This window comes from Flavisolibacter ginsenosidimutans, from assembly GCF_007970805.1.
Lineage (GTDB): Bacteria > Bacteroidota > Bacteroidia > Chitinophagales > Chitinophagaceae > Flavisolibacter > Flavisolibacter ginsenosidimutans.
Window position 1 is genome coordinate 789,402 of record NZ_CP042433.1, and the last position, 17,397, is coordinate 806,798.

A 17,397-nucleotide genomic window follows, 5' to 3' on the forward strand; every position below is an offset into this window, starting at 1 on the left:
CTCTATCAATACACCTGAATTTCATCGGCAAACAACCAGGCTTTATTTCCGCCGCCGGGTTTGTCGTCAGGTATCAAACCGTAATTTTTTGCCAGCAGTTTAATGTATCGTGCAGACGTCTTCTGCACCCGCACCGTTATCCATCCCATCGTTAACATATCTGGAATAAAGTCAGAAGATTTACCGACGGAAGTAAAATCTTTCCCGTTGTTTGATGTAAACACTTCAACATATTGCGGCAAATAAATCCAGCTTCCGTTTTGGTTAAGGGTATGCATTCGAACCGAATCAATTTTTTCTGTTTTGCCCAAATCTATTGTTGCTTCGAGGTCATCACCAATAAATCCTATCCAGTCGGGATAACTCAATCCTTTAGTGGAGTAAACACCGTTCACCAAAGAAAAAGCTCCGCCCTGTCCGGGATATTTTTCGTTCGGTGTTGCTGTGATAAAAACTTTTTTCCCCGTGGCTTTATTGAAGAAAAAAGATTGCTGAAGAGTGCTCTTGATTAGTTTTTGCGATTTCAAATAAGCAACGTACATCCCGTCTGAATTGATCAAGCGGGAATTTTCACCTTTTCCCAATGGATAACGGCCTTGACTTCTGGTTGACCCATAGCCAACGATTTTGCTTATCAGAATATCGTCAGTCTTACTTCTGCTTTGCAATTTCCAAATAACGCCCTCGTTATTTGGCGTGGGTAAAATTGATGATTGCAAATCGAAATATGCCTTGCTGTAATTGGCCTTCCATAAATCATATCGCTTAAACTGCGTCTGTAAGCGTTGTTCAAAATCTTTCCAGTTTCGCTTTTCTTTCGGGCTCCAAAGCACTTCGCTCAAGGCACTCATGCGCGGGAAAACCATGTATTCAACCTTGCTTAGATAAGCGATGTATTCCGTCCATAAGTTGGCTTGTGCACCCAAAATGTATTTGGCTTCGTCGGCGCTTAATTCTTTTGGTACCGGCTCATAAGCATAAACTTTTTCAATCGGCGTATATCCGCCTATCGTTACTGAATCTTCGTTTTTTGTTTGCGAATGATCCAGGTACACATACTCGCCAGGCGTCATAATTACCTGGTGCTTTTGTTTTGCTGCTTCAATACCGCCTTGTTCACCCCGCCAACTCATCACAACGGCGTTTGGCGCCAACCCGCCTTCGAGTATTTCATCCCAGCCAATGATGGTTTTGCCTTTGGTGTTTAAATATTTTTCCATTCGCTGAATGAAATAACTCTGCAAACCGTGTTCGTCTTTCAAGCCTTCGGCTTTGATTCTTGCCTGGCAAAGCGGACAGTGTTTCCAATGCGTTTTCGGTGCTTCATCGCCGCCAATGTGAATGAAGGTAGAAGGAAACAACGTGATTACTTCGTCCAACACATTCTGCAAAAACGTAAACGTACTGTCTTTGCCCGCGCAATAAATGTCTTCAAATACGCCCCATGTTTCCTGCACAAGTTTAACATGAGCAGCGCCTGCCGGTACATCGGGTCTACTGCTTTCTTGTGAAGGATAATTAGGGATAATGGTACGCTTATCTGGAAAGCAACTCAACCAGGGATAAGCCGCGATGGCCGCAGATGAATGCCCCGGCATTTCAATTTCAGGAATGACGGTGATGTGCCGATCGGCCGCATACTTTACAATGTCCTTTACTTCGTCTTGCGTGTAATAACCGCCGTAACGAATGTTGTCGTTGCCCGTTCCCGGATAACGGCCAATGATGGTGCCGTTTCGGTATGCGGCTTCTGACATTAATTCAGGATATTTTTTTATCTCGATGCGCCAGCCTTGGTCGTCTGTGAGGTGCCAGTGAAAATAATTGAGCTTGTGCAGGGCGAGATAATCAATGTATTTCTTTACAAAAGATGCGGGAAAGAAATGCCGGCCTACGTCAAGGTGCATACCGCGGTAAGCAAAGCGGGGATAGTCCTGGATGGAAACAACCGGAATGGAAAAGTTTGGGGCTTGGGGTTGGGTGTTTGGTGTTGCGGGAAGAAGTTGAATAAGCGTTTGCACACCGTAAAACGTGCCTTCGTAAGTGTCGCCCAAAATAGCGATGCCGTCCGGCGTTACGGTTAAATTGTAGGCGTCTTTATCGGGTGCTTTGATGAATTTTTTTGTTGTGAGCCGTATGTAATTTTTGCTTTCTCTTTTGTCAACGTCAAGTCTAAAACCGTAAGTCTGTTGCAGGTAATCGTTGAGGTAATTAGCGGTTTTCCGGCCTTCGGCATCGCTTGCAACGATGACGGTTTTTTTTGTGAGTGTGAATTGCCCGTTGCCCATTTGAATGCTTACCGGTTGTGGAATGACGTTGAGGTTTGTTTTCGTTTGCGCAAGGGCAAAGCAGGGCACAAGAAGCAGCAAGCAAATAAGATTTTTCATGTGACTTGTTTCGAAGGTTTGAGAAAGCATCGAAGATATTGAGAAACCTTGTGCGCAAAATAAACAAAGCATCTAAAGCTTTCGCAAAGCCTCGCTTCGTTGCGCATCAAAACAAAAAACAGAAATGTGGATTTAAATAGCCCAATATTACCTCTTGCCTGGACGAATTTTTTTTACGGTCTCAATCAATTTTTTGCCACCCATCTTCATCGCTAAAATTTTGATGAAGAATTTTGAAAGAGTGGCGAAAGACAGAGAGCCGGTCATGAGATCAATGTAAAGGCGTTGCATGCAATTTTCCTGCAGTGCAAAAGCACCGTATGGAACAGCCGAGAGGCGGCTTAAATCATTCTTGCTGTACACAACAATGTTTCGGCGGTAAGGCCCCGAAATTTTTTTGTTGGCAAAAATCCGGTGGCGAATGATGTCGTATTTTTTAAATCCCCGCAAATTGAATTTGCGTTCCCAGTATTCTTCTTTTTGTTCGTTTATGTGATTGATGCCGCCCTGGAAAGGAAGCGCTGCCGAGAAAATTATCGTGTCGGCAATTTGCGCCAACAGATCAACAAAATCATTGGCACGTTCTTCCGAAACGTGTTCGGCAACCTCCAGACAAAGACAAAGATCAAAGGCCGTTTCGGGCGGTGTAATCTTTGTTTCGAAGTCAACGGTCCTGAATTCGGGCTCGCTTAAGTATTTGTGTAAAAGTTGCGGGTTAACCCATTCTCCGTCCAGGCCAAGCACCCGCGGAACACCGCCTTGCTTAAAGACGTGCAAAAAATTGCCTACGCCGCAGCCAACGTCGCAAACCGATTGCGGCGAAAACAGTTGCTGAAAAAGCGGCACAAGTTGGGAAGGGTCGGAAAGGTTGTGGTCAACGTCGGTATGAACGTATTTTGGAGAAGCCGTTTGCATGGGACTAAAAGTAGGGGCAAAGTTTTTTGCGGACCCAAATAACCGAACTTTTATTTTATTGGCTTCAACTTCGTCGTTCAGATAAAGCCCGGGTTTTGCCAGCGACCAGACTAATCAACAACAAACCGCTTCAAATTTGCGAAACTCGTTTTTTAGCTCAGCGTAAAGTTTGCGGAAAGTAAGCATGTCGGCGCGAAGCTTCACGTGATTATCCATTCGTATGCTGTTTAAACCAAGACCGTTAAGCTCTTTCACGAAACTTGCGAGGTTGCGTTCGCTCAATGCAAGCTTGTGTTTCAGTTCGTCTATCACTTCTTTCTGACGGATAAAACGGTTTTGAAATTGCTCAACGCCGGCGCTGATTCCACCTTCCTTATTTCGATTTGTCAGGGCTTCTAATTGATGTTCAAAGCGCCGCAGTTCTTCTTTAAAAAAAACCAGTTCACTCGTCCAAAGGCGGTATTCAACGTGCAGATTCGGGATGGATGTTGTGTACATAAACGAAGATTTTGTCTTTCAAAGCAACGCAACAACAGCTCGCCGTTTCCTGAACCTTATCGCTTCCGCAACTGAGTTTTCTCAGCTTTCCAGTACGCCCATTTTGCCCAGTTCATAATCCATGATCGCTTGCTTGATTTCGCCGGGATAGTTCATTACAAAAGGTCCGTAACTGGCAACGGGCTCGTTGATTGGTTCGCCGGCAAGCAACAAGGCTTTTCCGCCCTTTTTTGCTTTCAACAAAACACCATCGCCATTCTTTTCAAAAACGCCGAGATTGTATTTTTCAAACAAAACGTTGCCTGTTTCAATCTCGCCGTCCAACACATACAAAAGCGAGTTATAAGAAGAAGGAATTTGAATATCGGTTTCTCCTTCGTCTTCAAACCGAAGCATCATGGCCAGAATCGGCGTAAAAGTAGAAGCCGGTCCTTTCAACCCTTTGTATTCGCCCGCAACGAGACTTAGTTGAAAGCCCTTTTCTTTTACAACCGGGATGTTTTCTTTCTTCATGTCCTGGTATTTCGGCGCCACCATTTTTTGTTCCCGTGGAAGGTTCACCCACAATTGTACAAGTTCCATTTCGCCGCCTTCTTTTGCAAAAGCAGCCGATGGTCCTTCGCTGTGAATGATGCCGCTTCCAGCCGTCATCCATTGCACGTCGCCGGTTTGTAAAAAACCTTCGCTGCCCGTGCTGTCTTTGTGGTGAATCTTTCCGCTGAATAAAAACGTAACGGGTTCAAAACCCCGGTGCGGGTGCGGACTTAAACGGGCCTTAAGTTCTCCGGGTGCATGGGTTTGCGGTCCGCCGTGGTGCAATAAAAGAAAAGGACTGACTTGTTGCAATTCATCGTTCGGCAAAGGCTGCTTTATTTTGAACGGCCCAACGTTCATGTGTTGGAGAGAAGTATATTTTTTTACGGTTCTGTATTTCATGATATCTATTTTTTGAAAGGTCAAACGTGAAAACGTTTTAAACTACAGTTCTAAAGCTTGCACGGTTTCACGTTTCTCTTTTCACATCTCACGTCATCGGCACTTCCATCAACAGAAGTTCGGCGTCGGTATTGGCAACAATATTTAACGTTCCTTCTTCGCTAATGCCCAAGCCATCGCGGCGGTTCAGGACAACATCGTTAATGCTTGCATCGCCTTCTAATAAAAATGCGTACACACCGTTGCCTTCTTTTTTCAACCGGTAGTTGACGATTGTGCCTTTGTCCAGTTTGCCCAAGCTAAACCAGGCATCCTGGTGAATTTGCACGCCGCCATCGTTTGTGCCCAGCGGCGAAACGACGGTTAAGAGTTTATTTTGTTTTTCTGCGTTGCTAAAAGTCTTTTGATCGTATTGCGGCTGCACGTTTCGTTCGTTGGGAAAAACCCATATCTGCAGAAACTTCACCTGTTTATCACCGTTCTTGTTTTTTTCGGAATGCACTACGCCTGTACCGGCACTCATAGCCTGCACATCGCCTTGTTTGATAACGGCAGTGTTGCCAATGCTGTCGCCGTGTTCGAGATCGCCTTCGAGCGGAATGGAAACAATTTCCATGTTGTTGTGTGGGTGCTTTCCGAAACCGGCGCCCGGCGCCACGGTATCATCGTTCAATACACGCAAGGCGCCAAAGTGAATACGTTCAGGATCGTGGTAACCGGCAAAGCTGAAAGTGTGCCAGCTATTGAGCCAACCGTGATCTGCATGGCCACGTGTGGCAGCTTTATGTAAGACTATTTTCATGTTATTTAAAATTTAATGTTTAAAATTTGAGATTGGTGTTTTCAAAGGGAATTCAATCTGTTTAAACAGAGTAAAGAATTTTAGGTAACGGACTTTTGACTGTTTATTAAGCTTCCGTTGCGTCGCACTCTTGTGCGTTCAGAACATTAATTGGCTTTTCTTTTCACGCAGCGTCTTGGCGCTTCGCGAAAGATCTTCGCAGAATAACAGCAACAGTGCCGGGTTCATAAAAAGCAAACGAACATCTATACTTCTACCTTTTCATCTACGAGTTTTTCGGCCAACCATAAATACTCATTCACGAAAACATCAATGCTTTTTTGAAAGCTTGCATCAAGAAGGTTTCCTTCGGCGTTAAACTTTTTGTCAACGTGCGGCGTTACCAACATGTAGGGCGAAGGCACGCCAAACAAGGCCATTACAAACTGCTGCAATTGCATGGCAGCTCTTATGCCGCCCAAAGCACCCGGTGACGCCGTTACCAGTCCAAAAGGTTTGCGGTGCTGCTTTGGAAAGTGATCGAACATGTTTTGCATGGCAGGAGAGTAGCTGCCGTTGTATTCAGGCGTTACAATGATGAAGGCATCCGCTCCAAACATGCGTCGCGCCAATTCCTTGTGTTTCTCGGGCGCATCGTCAACAGAGGTAAAGACCTTTTGCAACAAGGAAAGAGGATGTTCTCGAACGTCGAGTATGCCAATTTCATGATCTGACTTTTCTTTGAGTAAATTTTTTAAATGCAGGGCAAGCCTGCTGGTTGTGCTGTCTTTTCTCGGGCTTCCTGAAACAATTTCTATTCGCATAAAATCTCTTTATTTCAATTTCAATGTTTAAACATCAAATAAGGGGCCGGATTCTTTTTTCTGCCAACCTGCCACTGCCACTTTATCTTTCTTTAAACGATAGAGAGAACGCAAGTTGAAACAAATAAATATGCATTTATGGTGCCGACTCGTTTCTTGAAAAGCAGGCTAAGAGAAAGCACACAGGGGAAATTTCGCTGAATTGCTCAATGGACTCAGCAGTAAAAAGTGCAATGCTTCGTCTTTGTCACCCTGAGTTTGCCAAAGGGTCAGCATAAACCCCACGGAAGCTCAATAGTAGCAATCCACTAAAGACACAATTCGCTTAAACTTTAGCGGCTTTTAGTCTTTCATAAAGAATGTGAATTAAACCATCGGCCAAGCCAATTTTCGGAACAAAAATTTCCGCGGCGTCTGCCCAGTTCATTACGTTGATGTAAATAAGCAGAGCGGGCACAATCACATCGGCGCGGTCTTCCCGCATTCCATACGTGCTGATGCGTTGATGCAAGGAAAGTGAACTCAACTCTTTGTAGTAATTGCGCAACAAGTCGAGCGAAAGCGGTTTGCCTTCTTTGCGTTTGGAAAGTGAAAAAACTTTGTTGATGTTGCCGCCTGAACCAATCGCAGTAATGTGGTGGTGACCTCTTAATTTTTCGCGAATGAATGCCCGCATTTCGGCCCAATGCTCCTGCGTAACCTGGTTTTTTAAAAGCCGGATAGTGCCGATGTTGAAAGACTTTTGGATAACCAGTTTGCCGTCGCTGAAAAAGGTAAGCTCGGTACTTCCACCGCCCACGTCAATATATAAATATGACTCGTTGCTATTAAGGTTATCGGCAAAATGATTTTCGTAAATAAACGTGGCTTCTTCTTCGCCGGTAATGATTTTTACCTCGATGCCCGTTTCGGCTTCTATGGTTTGCAAAATATCGGCTGCGTTGCTCGCATCACGCATGGCCGACGTTGCCGCGGTGATCAAATGCTTTACTTCGTAAGCGTCGAGCAAATGCTTGTAGGCTTTCATGGTTGTGACAAACATCTTTGCTCTCTCTTCCGAAATGGTGCCCGATTCAAACACGTCGAAGCCCAGTCGTAAGGGGACTCGCACAAGTGAAAGTTTTACGAACTCAGGACGACCGTTTGCGCCCGGCACTACATCGTTAATCAGCAGACGGGCAGCGTTGCTTCCAATGTCAATAGCGGCTAATCGCAAGGTTTTGTTCTATTTTATTGTGTAGGTAAAAATAAGTTTCGTATTGCGAACGAATGCGCTCTTCGCCATCGGCCGGTTGCACGTATTGATTGCTCAACGCATTGTCCAGGATGCGGGCCTTTACGTTGTCGCGCAGTTGAATGTTAATGATGTCTTTCAACTCTTTTTGAATTTGCGGATCAAAAACGGGACAACTTGCCTCCACGCGGTGATCAAGGTTTCGTACCATCCAGTCGGCGGAGGAGATAAAAATTTTTTCTTTCCCGTTGTTGTGAAAAATCCAAACTCTTGCGTGTTCCAGATATTCATCCACAATGCTGATGGCTTTAACGGGCTTTAAGAATTTTTCTTTTTCGGAAAACATGCAAAAGATGCCGCGGACGATGAGTTTTATTTCAACGCCTGCCTTGGCGGCCGCGTACAATTCGTCAATGATTTCTTCGTCCGAAAGAGAATTCATCTTGGCGCAAATGGAAGCGGGGAGGCCGCGTTGCGCCGCCTTTACTTCGGACTGAATCATCTTGACAATTTCCTTGCGGGCAAATTGTGGCGAAGGCAAAAGCGTGGTGCAGGCTTTTAAAAAATGCGTTCCGGTTTTGTAATGCTCAATGTAATTGAAGATGCGGTTCGCATCGGTCATGATTGCCTTGTTCGACGTCAGCAGGCAATGGTCTGCGTAAACTTTGGCTGTGTCTTCGTTCAGATTTCCCGTGCTGACAAAACCGTATTGCATGATGGTGTCCTGCACCCGCTTTCGAATGACGCAAAGCTTTGCGTGCACCTTCATGTTTGGTATGCCAATTAAAACCTTTACGCCTTCTTCTTCAAGTCGCGCCTGCCACTTGAGGTTCGCTTCTTCGTCGAAACGGGCCTTTAATTCAAGCATCACCGTTACCTGCTTGCCGTTGCGTACCGCGTTAATTAAGGCGTTGATGATCTTTGATTGACCGGCCAAACGATAGGCGGTAATTTTTATGGACGTTACATCGGGGTCAATCGCCGCTTCGCGCAATAAATCAATCACCGGGTTAAACGAATGATAGGGGAAGTGTAGCATCAAGTCGCGTTGCAGCACCACATCTGTAACGCGTTTCTCCAACAAAGCCGGGTGATCGAAAGGTTTGCGACGAGTGCCCGGCGTTGGGAAAACGTTTCGGGGAAAATCCATGAACTCGCGGAAGTTGTGAATGCGTCCACCGGGAATGATGTTGTCTCGTTTGGAAAGATTAAGCTTGCGTATCAAAAATTCCAAAAGTCCCGGGTCCATTTCTTTGTCGTAAACAAAGCGAACCGGTTTTCCCTTGCGGCGGTTTTTTATTCCTTTTGCAATTTTTTCCATCAAGGTTGTGGACAGGTCGTTATCTATGTCTATTTCGGCGTCTTTGGTTACCTTAAAAACAGAAGAATGATATTGATCGTAGCCAAAATAATTGAAGATTTCCGGCAGGTTTGCACGAATCACGTCTTCCAGCAACATGATGTGATGCTCACCGTCGGGCGAGGGGAGAAGCACAAAACGATTCATCACTCTTGTAGGCACTTCAATTAGCGCAAACATTCGCTTCAGCGCACTTTCCTGCTTCCACATCACCACACCAAGATAGATTGACTTGTCGCGCAGGAAAGGCATTTCCGGAATGCTTTCAATCATCAGCGGAATCACGTTGGCGCTTACTTCCTCATCGTAATAATTGCTCACAAATGCACGCTGTTCTTCGTTCAATTCTTTTTCTGTTACAAGGAAGATCTTTTGTTCTTTCATCTCTTCCAAAATAAGTTCCCAAATGCGGTTGAACTCACTTTGCTGTGCGAGTACCGTCATTTGAATTTCTTCCAGAATTTGCTCGGGGTTTTCTTCAAGGTGCATTTTGCCTTTGCTGCCCAATTGCATCATGCGTTTAAGCGTGGCCACACGTACGCGAAAAAATTCATCAAGGTTGTTGGAAAAAATGCCGAGGAAGCGAATGCGTTCGCGCAGCGGAACGGTGTAATCGCCGGCCTCCTGCAACACGCGGGCATTGAAGGATAGCCAGCTTATATCTCGTTGAATGGTTTTTGTTCGAACATGCGACATACGGTTATGCTTATCATCAATAAATATACCCAAAGAAGACAATCAACAATCGGGAATGGACAATGGAGCGCTTCAAATAGCACAGCCTATCAAACGATAGGCTGTTATTTTTCTTTCTTCCATTACACGTTACCGGTGGCCAATTTACGTTCGCATCTTTTCAATGATTAATGTTGTAGAGTATCCTTCCACAATGGGGTTGATAATCACCTTGCCGCCCCAATTCAAGACTTCTTTTGCACCCGCTATGTCTTCCACTTTGTAATCGCCGCCTTTTACCAGCACATCGGGTTTGAGGGCAATGATCAATTCTTTTGGTGTGGGTTCTGAAAAAACAACAACCGCATCCACCATGCCCAAAGCCGCCACCACAACGGCTCTTGCGTTTTCGTTGTTTACCGGACGCGACTCACCTTTTAACGCTTTTACCGATGAATCAGCATTCAGGGCTACAATCAATTTGTCGCCTTGCTGCGCAGCTTCCTGTAAAGAAGCAATGTGTCCTGCGTGAAGAATGTCAAAACAGCCGTTGGTAAAGGCAACGGTTTTGCCTTCGCTTTTCCATTGCGTTACTTTCTGTTGCAGGTCAGATAGGTGCGATATCTTCGTCTGTAAGTTTTGCTCTTCTTTCACTCGGTCGTTTGTTTTTGTTGTAATAAGAAAACAGAGCGGCTAAAACCAATCCGCCGAATAAGATAATCACGGTTTGTGCCGTCCACAAAAGCCAACCCAATGCGTTGCCGATGGTGTCTTTATCCAGGCCATAAACTTCCATCAGTTGCGAAACAAGCAGCGGGTAAGCGCCGATGCCGCCCGGTGTAAGCACCATGCCCACACTTCCTACGGCCAGTGTGGTTAGACCGCCGCCAATGCCCAAGGGTGCTGTTTCTCTTAAGGCATAAATGCCCACCGTAGTGCTCAGTAAATACAATGTCCAAATAAGCAGCGTGTGAAAAAGAAACCAGCCTTTGTGTTTGATAAAACGAATGCTTTGCAGGCCGTGCAAAATACCTTTCAATATGTTTTTTATTTTTCCAACGGCATCAATATGTCCAAACCGTTTTAACAGAAAATAAACCGCAGCAATAAAAAGAATCAAAACCGAAAGCGACACAGTAATTTTTGTTGTTGATGTTTTGCCCGCATTGTTTTTAAAGAAATTGCCAAAAAGCGAACCGACAAAATCACCGATGACAGAACCTTGAAAAGCCAGTGCCAATACAAAGACAACAGACAGGCATACAACGTCAACGGCCCTTTCCATTACAATGGTGCCGACAAGTTTATCGGCCCTTACTTTTTCGTACCGCGAAAGAAGCGTGCACTTGACGACTTCACCTAAACGCGGCACGCCGGCGTTGACGAGATAACCGATCATTACCGCGGCAAACGTGTTAAACGTTGACGGTTTGTATCCTAATGGCTCCATTAAAATCTTCCAGCGGATGGCGCGGCTAAAGTGGCTTAGCAGAAGCATGATGAAGACAGGAATGATGAGCAGAAGTCTTGCGTGTTGCAATGAGGCTTTAATTTCGAGCCATTGCTTTGCTTCAATCTTCCTCACCGAAAGCCAGACAAAAAGAACCCCCAGACCCAGAAAAAAAAGATACTGCAATATGGTAACAAAGGGTTTCTTCATTGCGGGTGAAGATAGCAAGAGATTGATTAGCTGATTGGCCGATGTGATGATTAGCTAATTGGGGAAACAGCTTCTTCAAACAGTTCATAAATTTTGAAGTGGACGGACTGTGACTGCTTGATCAGTTAATTGGCCAATCCTCGAATTAGCTAATCAACTTGTTTCCGTCTTTCGGAAAAACAATCCAGGGCTTAAAGGTTTTTGCTTCCTCAAAAGGAAGCGAACAATAAGAGATGATGATGATAACATCGCCTGTTAGACCTTTGCGGGCTGCGGGGCCGTTAAGGCAACAAACACCCGAGCCGCGTTTGCCTTTTATTAAGTAGGTATCGAGACGCTCACCGTTGTTCACGTTCACCACGGTTACTTTTTCGTTCTCGATTAAATTGGCCGCATCCATTAGGTCTTCGTCAAGTGTGAGACTGCCCACGTAATGCAGGTTTGCTTCGGTAATCACCGCACGGTGCACCTTCGATTTTAAAACAGAAATGTTCATAACGCCTGCAAAGCTAAAGCCGGGTGGTGAAGCAGACGTTAATTCAACGGAAGATTGTCAATTAAACGAATTCCGTCAAGACTTGCCGCTACCAGCGCCACCAGGGATTCATTTTTATCCGAGGGAGGAAGAAGCGTGTGCGCATCGGCAATTTCAAAATAATCAACGGCAAATCCTTTCTTTGCTAAATCGCTTCTGCTTGCTTGTTTTATTTTTTCAAGCGAATCGTTGGCGAGATGAGTTTTTGCATAGAGAAGAGATTCATATAAAGCTGGCGCGGTTTGCCGTTGATTTGCATTCAGCCGCAAGTTGCGGCTGCTCATGGCAAGACCATCACTTTCGCGTAGCGTGGGCAAGATTTTTAGTTGAATATTGTTTTGCTTTCCCAACACGGCAATCAACCTTTCAATGACCATGCACTGCTGGTAATCTTTTTGGCCCAGGTACAAAGCAGCGGGTTGAACAATTTCCAAAAGCCGGTGAACGACCTGGCAAACGCCCTGAAAATGCCCCGGGCGATAATGGCCCTCCAACACGGTTTCCAACTCACCCAGGTCGTAATGTTTTGCAGCATAACCTTCTGGGTAAATTTCTTCTGTTGCCGGTAAAAACAAAACATCGCAATCAACGGTTAACAGCTTTTTGATGTCTTCTTCTACTGTAACCGGGTAGCGTTTAAAATCATCGGGGTTATTAAACTGAGTGGGGTTTACAAAGATGCTGCAAACGGTAATTGCCTCTTCTTTTTTTGCCGTTCCAATTAAAGAGAGATGTCCTGGATGAAGGGCACCCATTGTCGGAACAAAACCAATAGAACGTTCTTTGGCCCTTTGTTGAAGAAGGTAACGGGTAAGTTCGTCAGCCTTTTTAAAAACAATCATGTAGGTGGTTTGTCTTACTTGCAACAAGGATTGCACAGATTAAATCCTTACTTTTGCAAACTTTCAGTTTTTCTCTAAAACACGTTATAATGTCAGCAAAGAAAAGAATTTTATTTATTGCCAACGAAATGTCGCCCTACCTGGAGTTGACGGAATTTTCTGAAGTAGTAAATAAGCTGGCCATCAAATCTAACGACAGCGGATTGGAGGTGCGTTGCATAATGCCACGCTTTGGCGCCATCAACGAACGCCGCCATCGTTTGCACGAAGTTGTGCGGCTTTCAGGCATCAACATTTCGGTTGACAACGAAGATTTTCCGTTGCAAATTAAAGTCGCTTCATTGCCCAATGCCCGTCTTCAGGTTTACTTCCTTGACAACGAAGATCTTTTCAAACGCAAATATGTTTTTACAGATGAAAACGAACAATGGTACGAAGACAACGGCCTGCGCACGGTGTTCTTTTGCAAAGGCGCATTGGAAACGGTGAAGAAGTTTGGCTGGCCACCCGACATCATTCATTGCAGCGGCTGGATGACGGGATTAATTCCGTTGTACTTAAAAACGGTTTATAAAAAAGAACCTGTCTTCTCACACAGCAAAGTTGTTTTCACCATTGGTCAAACAACCTTCAAAGAAAAGCTCGGCACCGATTTTTTAAAGAAAGCGCAAATCAGTCCGCTCATTAAAGACAAAGACCTTGAACCGTACAAAGAGGCCAACAATATTGCCATGATGCGCGGTGGTGCAACCTATGCCGATGCCATCACTTTCGGTATTGAAAAGCCCGATAAAAAATTGGCTGATGAGTTTTTAAAAGTGAAAGGAAAGAAGACCTTGCCGTACAATGCAGAATCTGATTTAACAGACTATTTACAACTGTATAACGACCTTGCGAGCAAGTAATTTTTCTCTCATCCATAATTATTTGCTGTGAATTTTAAAGGCCTGTCTGTCCTGCTTTTTACTGCTTTTTTGGTTCTCTTTTTCTCCTGTACAAAAATCAATGAATCTACAGAACTGGGCAGTGATTTAATTCCGGCGGTTGACAACGTTCACACCTTTGATACGACGTTGGATTTGCAGGCGGCCTATCATTTTTTTAACGATACGACCAAGACGTTGATCAGTGATTACATGGCCTTGGGTCAAACAACCGATCCGGTTTTTGGTACCTCTAAAGCCGACATGTATTTTACATTAAGCAGCTCGGCGTATGGCACATATCCCTTTAAAACAGCTTACCCAAACAATACCGATTCACTAAAGATTGATTCCGTTGTTTTATCACTCGCTTATAAAGGTTCTTACGGCGATACGACGAGTTTAATCAACGTATCGGTGTCGGAAATTACCTCGCCGAGAGCAAACTTTAATGATACGACTCTTTACCGTTTTGATAACGGTTCTATTGCAACAGGATCGGTATTGGGCTCAAAAACGTTTGCGTTAAAAGATTTGAAAGATTCAATTTTGGTGGGGCGGAAACCATCCGATACGGCGGTGAAGGCGGCGAACGTTTTGCGCATTCGTTTGAACAATTCAATCGCACAAAAATTAATATCGTTCGATACAAGTTCTACTAGTGGTAAAGGAGGATATTACAGCGACTCAACCTTCCGCTTGCTGTTTAGAGGATTGGCTGTGAAAGCTACGTCGGCTTCGGGCAACGGCGCTTTTGGCTATTTTAATTTATACGACAATGCCAATACACAATTAATTGTTTATTTCCGGTCTACGGTTAATAATGTTACCGATACAACGTCGGCAACTTTTGTTCACTCGGCGTATTCCCAAATCAATTCCATTCAACGTACGCCGGGCGGCCCTTACCTTGCCAACCTTAATGTATCGAATCCTCAACAGCTTTATGTGCAATCATTCCCCGCGGGTTCGTACGTTGGAATCAAAATACCGGGGCTTGATGCGTTCCCGAACAAGGTGATTCACCGCGCAGAAATCATTGCCTGCAAAGTGCCAGACGCTACCGGCGTGGATAATATTTTCACACCGCCCAGCCGCTTGTTGCTCGACCGCCGTGTACCAAGTAGCGCATCGGATTCGGCGTACAGTTTTGAAAATGATTTACAAGTAGGAAGCGACGGTTCGCTGAATTTTGTGGCCTTTGGCGGCACATTGGGAGCGGACAACGCTTACCGCTTCAACATCACCCGTTATGTGCAGGGTATTGTAACCCGTAAAGAACGCAACGACAGTCTGCGCCTTTACGCTCCGCTGCGCAGTAATCTTTTTGCCAAGAATCTGAACCAATATATTTCAGTGCCAAATCTTCAATACATCGCAGATGGACGAGTAGTGCTTTACGGACCCGCTGTCGCTAATCCGGCAATGCGGCTTCGGTTGCGCATAATATATTCCAATCTGTAATTTTTCCGGGTGCTTATATTTGCACCCGATTTTCATTTACGCAGGAAGAAATTTTCTCTTCAGCGGAGAATGGAAATCAACAAACATTCATTCAAAAAATTTTTAAATGCCTTATTTGTTTACTTCTGAAAGCGTGTCGGAAGGCCATCCTGATAAAGTTGCCGACCAAATTTCCGATGCCCTTATTGATCACTTTCTTGCCTTTGATCCCGCTTCGAAAGTTGCCTGCGAAACGTTGGTGACTACCGGGCAGGTAGTGTTGGCCGGCGAAGTAAAATCGAAAGCTTATTTGGATGTGCAGGACATTGCCCGCGATGTCATCAAGCGCATTGGTTACACCAAGAGCGAATACATGTTTGAGGCCAATTCCTGCGGCGTGTTGTCGGCCATTCACGAGCAATCGGCTGACATCAACCAGGGCGTTGATCGCAAGAAAAAAGAAGAGCAAGGTGCCGGCGACCAGGGAATGATGTTTGGTTATGCAACGGCCGAAACGGAAGACTACATGCCGTTGGCTCTTGATTTAGCACACAAGCTTTTGCAGGAACTTGCCGCATTAAGAAGAGAGAACAAGCAAATCAAGTATTTGCGCCCTGATGCAAAAAGCCAAGTGACGCTTGAGTACGACGATAACAACAAACCCGTTCGTATTGACGCGATTGTTGTTTCTACCCAGCACGATGATTTTGACACCGAAGCCAAAATGCAGGAGCGCATTCAAAAAGATATTGTGAGTATTTTGATTCCGCGTGTTAAATCCAAATACAAAAAATACGCGAAGCTTTTTAACGATGGCATCAAGTATCACATTAATCCAACCGGCAAGTTTGTAATTGGTGGTCCGCACGGCGATACGGGTTTGACCGGCCGTAAAATCATCGTTGATACATACGGTGGCAAAGGCGCACACGGCGGCGGCGCGTTCAGCGGAAAAGACCCTTCTAAAGTTGACCGTTCAGCAGCTTATGCCACACGCCACATTGCAAAGAACCTTGTGGCTGCCGGTGTTTGCGACGAAGTATTGGTTCAGGTTTCTTATGCCATTGGTGTAGCCCAGCCGATGGGTGTTTATGTAAACACGCACGGGACAGCAAAAGTGGACATGAGCGATGGTGAAATTGCAAAAATGGTGGAAGGCATTTTTGACATGCGCCCTTACTTTATTGAGCAACGTCTGAAGCTGCGCAATCCTATTTATAGTGAAACAGCGGCTTACGGTCACATGGGCCGCAAACCAGAGGTTGTAACAAAAGAGTTTAGGTCACCCGACGGCAAAACCGTTAAAAAGAAAGTGGAGTTGTTTACCTGGGAAAAACTCGATTACGTACCGAAAGTGAAAAAAACTTTTGGTTTGAAATAACACTAAAAAGTGGCTGAGCATTCAGCCACTTTTTTTGGCCAAAATGAAAGAGTCAAAAAATTTACTTAGCTTAGTATAAAATTAAACTATGAAAGTAAAAGAGCCAGCCGCGGCCTATCAAATCCGCAATCCGTTGAGCAAGGTTGGCAATAGCAAAGCCAAGGTTATTCCATTACATCAATGGAACTCTTTCGATAAAATCAGTGCAATACGTGATGGCGTGTCGAAGGAGGAGCTGGAGAATTTAAAAAACGGAGCAGAACTGGATTACGACACGCTTTCCCTGGCGCTGAATGTAGCAAAAGCTACGCTGCACAACAAAAAGGGCAAGGCAAGGTTTGATAAATACATCAGCGAACGCGTTTTTTTGATTGCCGAATTGTATTCGTATGGCTATGATGTTTTTGGTAATCGCGAAAAATTCAACGGCTGGATGAAAAGAGAAAACAGGGCCTTGGGCTGGGTAACGCCGTTAAGCCTGATTGATACGCTTTACGGAATAGAAGAAGTAAGGCATTTGATCGGCCGAATTGAATACGGAGTGTACAGCTAATGATGGTTTATCATTTGGGCAGATCGAAGTATGCCACGCAATTGACCGGCGAAGGCGCAAAGCTGCACGGCGGCCGTTGGAACGTGATTGGGCAACCCTGCATTTACACATCCGCGGCCCGCTCTCTCTGTGTGTTGGAGTATGCGGCAAACGTTTACCTCGATGAAATAGCGCAGGATTTATCGTTCACCGCTTATGAAATTCCGGAGGATGGATGGGCGTCTTTTCAATTAAAGGAATTGCCGGCCGGATGGATGGAAATCTCTTCATCAATGTTCGTCAAAGAATGGGGGACGAAACAACTGCAAAAGTATCTCGCATTAAAGCTTCCTTCGGTCATCCTTCCGTCCGAATTTAATTTTCTTCTTAACCCTCTTCATCCCGATTTTAAAAAGGTGCACATTAAAGAGGTGGAGACCTTTACTTTTGACAGTCGCATAAAAAAATAAT

General features: G+C 44.9%; 17 protein-coding genes. 5 read left to right on the forward strand and 12 right to left on the reverse strand.

Going from position 1 to position 17,397, the window contains the following annotated elements; translation table 11 throughout:
• Positions 1-5: 5 nt before the first annotated feature.
• The 12 genes from FSB75_RS03255 to panC form a co-directional block, all read right to left on the reverse strand.
• Positions 6-2,387, reverse strand: a complete 2,382-nt coding sequence (locus FSB75_RS03255; protein WP_146782686.1) for a glycoside hydrolase family 20 protein — start codon at positions 2,385-2,387, stop codon at positions 6-8.
• 147 nt (positions 2,388-2,534) lie between these two features.
• A complete protein-coding gene (locus FSB75_RS03260) occupies positions 2,535-3,302 on the reverse strand; it encodes a class I SAM-dependent methyltransferase (RefSeq protein WP_146782689.1) in 768 nt (255 codons plus the stop codon).
• Positions 3,303-3,416: 114 nt separating this feature from the next.
• Entirely contained in the window at positions 3,417-3,800 is a 384-nt protein-coding gene (locus FSB75_RS03265) for a hypothetical protein (RefSeq protein WP_146782692.1), read from the reverse strand.
• An 81-nt stretch (positions 3,801-3,881) separates the two neighbouring features.
• The gene (locus tag FSB75_RS03270) at positions 3,882-4,736 is read right to left on the reverse strand and encodes a pirin family protein (RefSeq protein ID WP_146782695.1); all 855 of its coding nucleotides are present in this window, start codon (positions 4,734-4,736) and stop codon (positions 3,882-3,884) included.
• A gap of 88 nt (positions 4,737-4,824) precedes the next feature.
• A complete protein-coding gene (locus FSB75_RS03275) occupies positions 4,825-5,538 on the reverse strand; it encodes a pirin family protein (protein WP_146782698.1) in 714 nt (237 codons plus the stop codon).
• 245 nt (positions 5,539-5,783) lie between these two features.
• Positions 5,784-6,341 carry an NADPH-dependent FMN reductase gene (locus FSB75_RS03280; RefSeq protein WP_146782700.1) on the reverse strand — a complete coding sequence of 186 codons (558 nt, stop codon included), beginning with the start codon at positions 6,339-6,341 and terminating at the stop codon, positions 5,784-5,786.
• A 325-nt stretch (positions 6,342-6,666) separates the two neighbouring features.
• On the reverse strand, positions 6,667-7,557 hold the full coding sequence (locus tag FSB75_RS03285; protein ID WP_146782705.1) for a Ppx/GppA phosphatase family protein: 891 nt from the start codon (positions 7,555-7,557) through the stop codon (positions 6,667-6,669).
• Positions 7,538-9,631, reverse strand: coding sequence for a polyphosphate kinase 1 (gene ppk1, locus FSB75_RS03290; protein ID WP_146782708.1), 2,094 nt, complete (start codon positions 9,629-9,631; stop codon positions 7,538-7,540). Before ppk1 ends, FSB75_RS03285 begins: the two co-directional genes overlap by 20 nt.
• 144 nt (positions 9,632-9,775) lie before the next feature.
• Positions 9,776-10,264, reverse strand: a complete 489-nt coding sequence (gene rfaE2, locus FSB75_RS03295; RefSeq protein ID WP_146782711.1) for a D-glycero-beta-D-manno-heptose 1-phosphate adenylyltransferase — start codon at positions 10,262-10,264, stop codon at positions 9,776-9,778.
• On the reverse strand, positions 10,218-11,270 hold the full coding sequence (locus tag FSB75_RS03300) for a lysylphosphatidylglycerol synthase transmembrane domain-containing protein (RefSeq protein ID WP_146782714.1): 1,053 nt from the start codon (positions 11,268-11,270) through the stop codon (positions 10,218-10,220). The genes rfaE2 and FSB75_RS03300 overlap by 47 nt, the downstream gene beginning before the upstream one ends.
• Before the next feature lie 145 nt (positions 11,271-11,415).
• Positions 11,416-11,766, reverse strand: a complete 351-nt coding sequence (gene panD, locus FSB75_RS03305; protein WP_146782717.1) for an aspartate 1-decarboxylase — start codon at positions 11,764-11,766, stop codon at positions 11,416-11,418.
• A gap of 38 nt (positions 11,767-11,804) precedes the next feature.
• On the reverse strand, positions 11,805-12,647 hold the full coding sequence (panC, locus tag FSB75_RS03310) for a pantoate--beta-alanine ligase (protein ID WP_146782720.1): 843 nt from the start codon (positions 12,645-12,647) through the stop codon (positions 11,805-11,807).
• Between the two features lie 89 nt (positions 12,648-12,736).
• On the opposite strand from panC, the gene FSB75_RS03315 reads away from it, so the two are divergent.
• From FSB75_RS03315 to FSB75_RS03335, 5 genes are all read left to right on the forward strand, one after another.
• On the forward strand, positions 12,737-13,552 hold the full coding sequence (locus tag FSB75_RS03315; protein ID WP_146782723.1) for a glycogen/starch synthase: 816 nt from the start codon (positions 12,737-12,739) through the stop codon (positions 13,550-13,552).
• 27 nt (positions 13,553-13,579) lie between these two features.
• On the forward strand, positions 13,580-15,034 hold the full coding sequence (locus FSB75_RS03320; RefSeq protein ID WP_146782726.1) for a DUF4270 family protein: 1,455 nt from the start codon (positions 13,580-13,582) through the stop codon (positions 15,032-15,034).
• 106 nt (positions 15,035-15,140) lie between these two features.
• Positions 15,141-16,394, forward strand: a complete 1,254-nt coding sequence (metK, locus tag FSB75_RS03325; protein WP_146782729.1) for a methionine adenosyltransferase — start codon at positions 15,141-15,143, stop codon at positions 16,392-16,394.
• A gap of 88 nt (positions 16,395-16,482) precedes the next feature.
• The gene (parS, locus tag FSB75_RS03330; RefSeq protein ID WP_146782732.1) at positions 16,483-16,947 is read left to right on the forward strand and encodes a type II RES/Xre toxin-antitoxin system antitoxin; all 465 of its coding nucleotides are present in this window, start codon (positions 16,483-16,485) and stop codon (positions 16,945-16,947) included.
• On the forward strand, positions 16,947-17,396 hold the full coding sequence (locus tag FSB75_RS03335; protein WP_146782735.1) for an RES family NAD+ phosphorylase: 450 nt from the start codon (positions 16,947-16,949) through the stop codon (positions 17,394-17,396). The genes parS and FSB75_RS03335 overlap by 1 nt, the downstream gene beginning before the upstream one ends.
• Position 17,397 lies beyond the last annotated feature (1 nt).

Excerpts from the sequence above, each read along its gene's own strand:
- FSB75_RS03255 (WP_146782686.1), bottom strand. The coding sequence starts at position 2,387 with ATGAAAAATCTTATTTGCTTGCTGCTTCTTGTGCCCTGCTTTGCCCTT.
- FSB75_RS03260 (WP_146782689.1), bottom strand. The coding sequence starts at position 3,302 with ATGCAAACGGCTTCTCCAAAATACGTTCATACCGACGTTGACCACAAC.
- FSB75_RS03265 (WP_146782692.1), bottom strand. The coding sequence starts at position 3,800 with ATGTACACAACATCCATCCCGAATCTGCACGTTGAATACCGCCTTTGG.
- FSB75_RS03270 (WP_146782695.1), bottom strand. The coding sequence starts at position 4,736 with ATGAAATACAGAACCGTAAAAAAATATACTTCTCTCCAACACATGAAC.
- FSB75_RS03275 (WP_146782698.1), bottom strand. The coding sequence starts at position 5,538 with ATGAAAATAGTCTTACATAAAGCTGCCACACGTGGCCATGCAGATCAC.
- FSB75_RS03280 (WP_146782700.1), bottom strand. The coding sequence starts at position 6,341 with ATGCGAATAGAAATTGTTTCAGGAAGCCCGAGAAAAGACAGCACAACC.
- ppk1 (WP_146782708.1), bottom strand. The coding sequence starts at position 9,631 with ATGTCGCATGTTCGAACAAAAACCATTCAACGAGATATAAGCTGGCTA.
- FSB75_RS03300 (WP_146782714.1), bottom strand. The coding sequence starts at position 11,270 with ATGAAGAAACCCTTTGTTACCATATTGCAGTATCTTTTTTTTCTGGGT.
- panD (WP_146782717.1), bottom strand. The coding sequence starts at position 11,766 with ATGAACATTTCTGTTTTAAAATCGAAGGTGCACCGTGCGGTGATTACC.
- panC (WP_146782720.1), bottom strand. The coding sequence starts at position 12,647 with ATGATTGTTTTTAAAAAGGCTGACGAACTTACCCGTTACCTTCTTCAA.
- FSB75_RS03315 (WP_146782723.1), top strand. The coding sequence starts at position 12,737 with ATGTCAGCAAAGAAAAGAATTTTATTTATTGCCAACGAAATGTCGCCC.
- metK (WP_146782729.1), top strand. The coding sequence starts at position 15,141 with ATGCCTTATTTGTTTACTTCTGAAAGCGTGTCGGAAGGCCATCCTGAT.
- parS (WP_146782732.1), top strand. The coding sequence starts at position 16,483 with ATGAAAGTAAAAGAGCCAGCCGCGGCCTATCAAATCCGCAATCCGTTG.
- FSB75_RS03335 (WP_146782735.1), top strand. The coding sequence starts at position 16,947 with ATGATGGTTTATCATTTGGGCAGATCGAAGTATGCCACGCAATTGACC.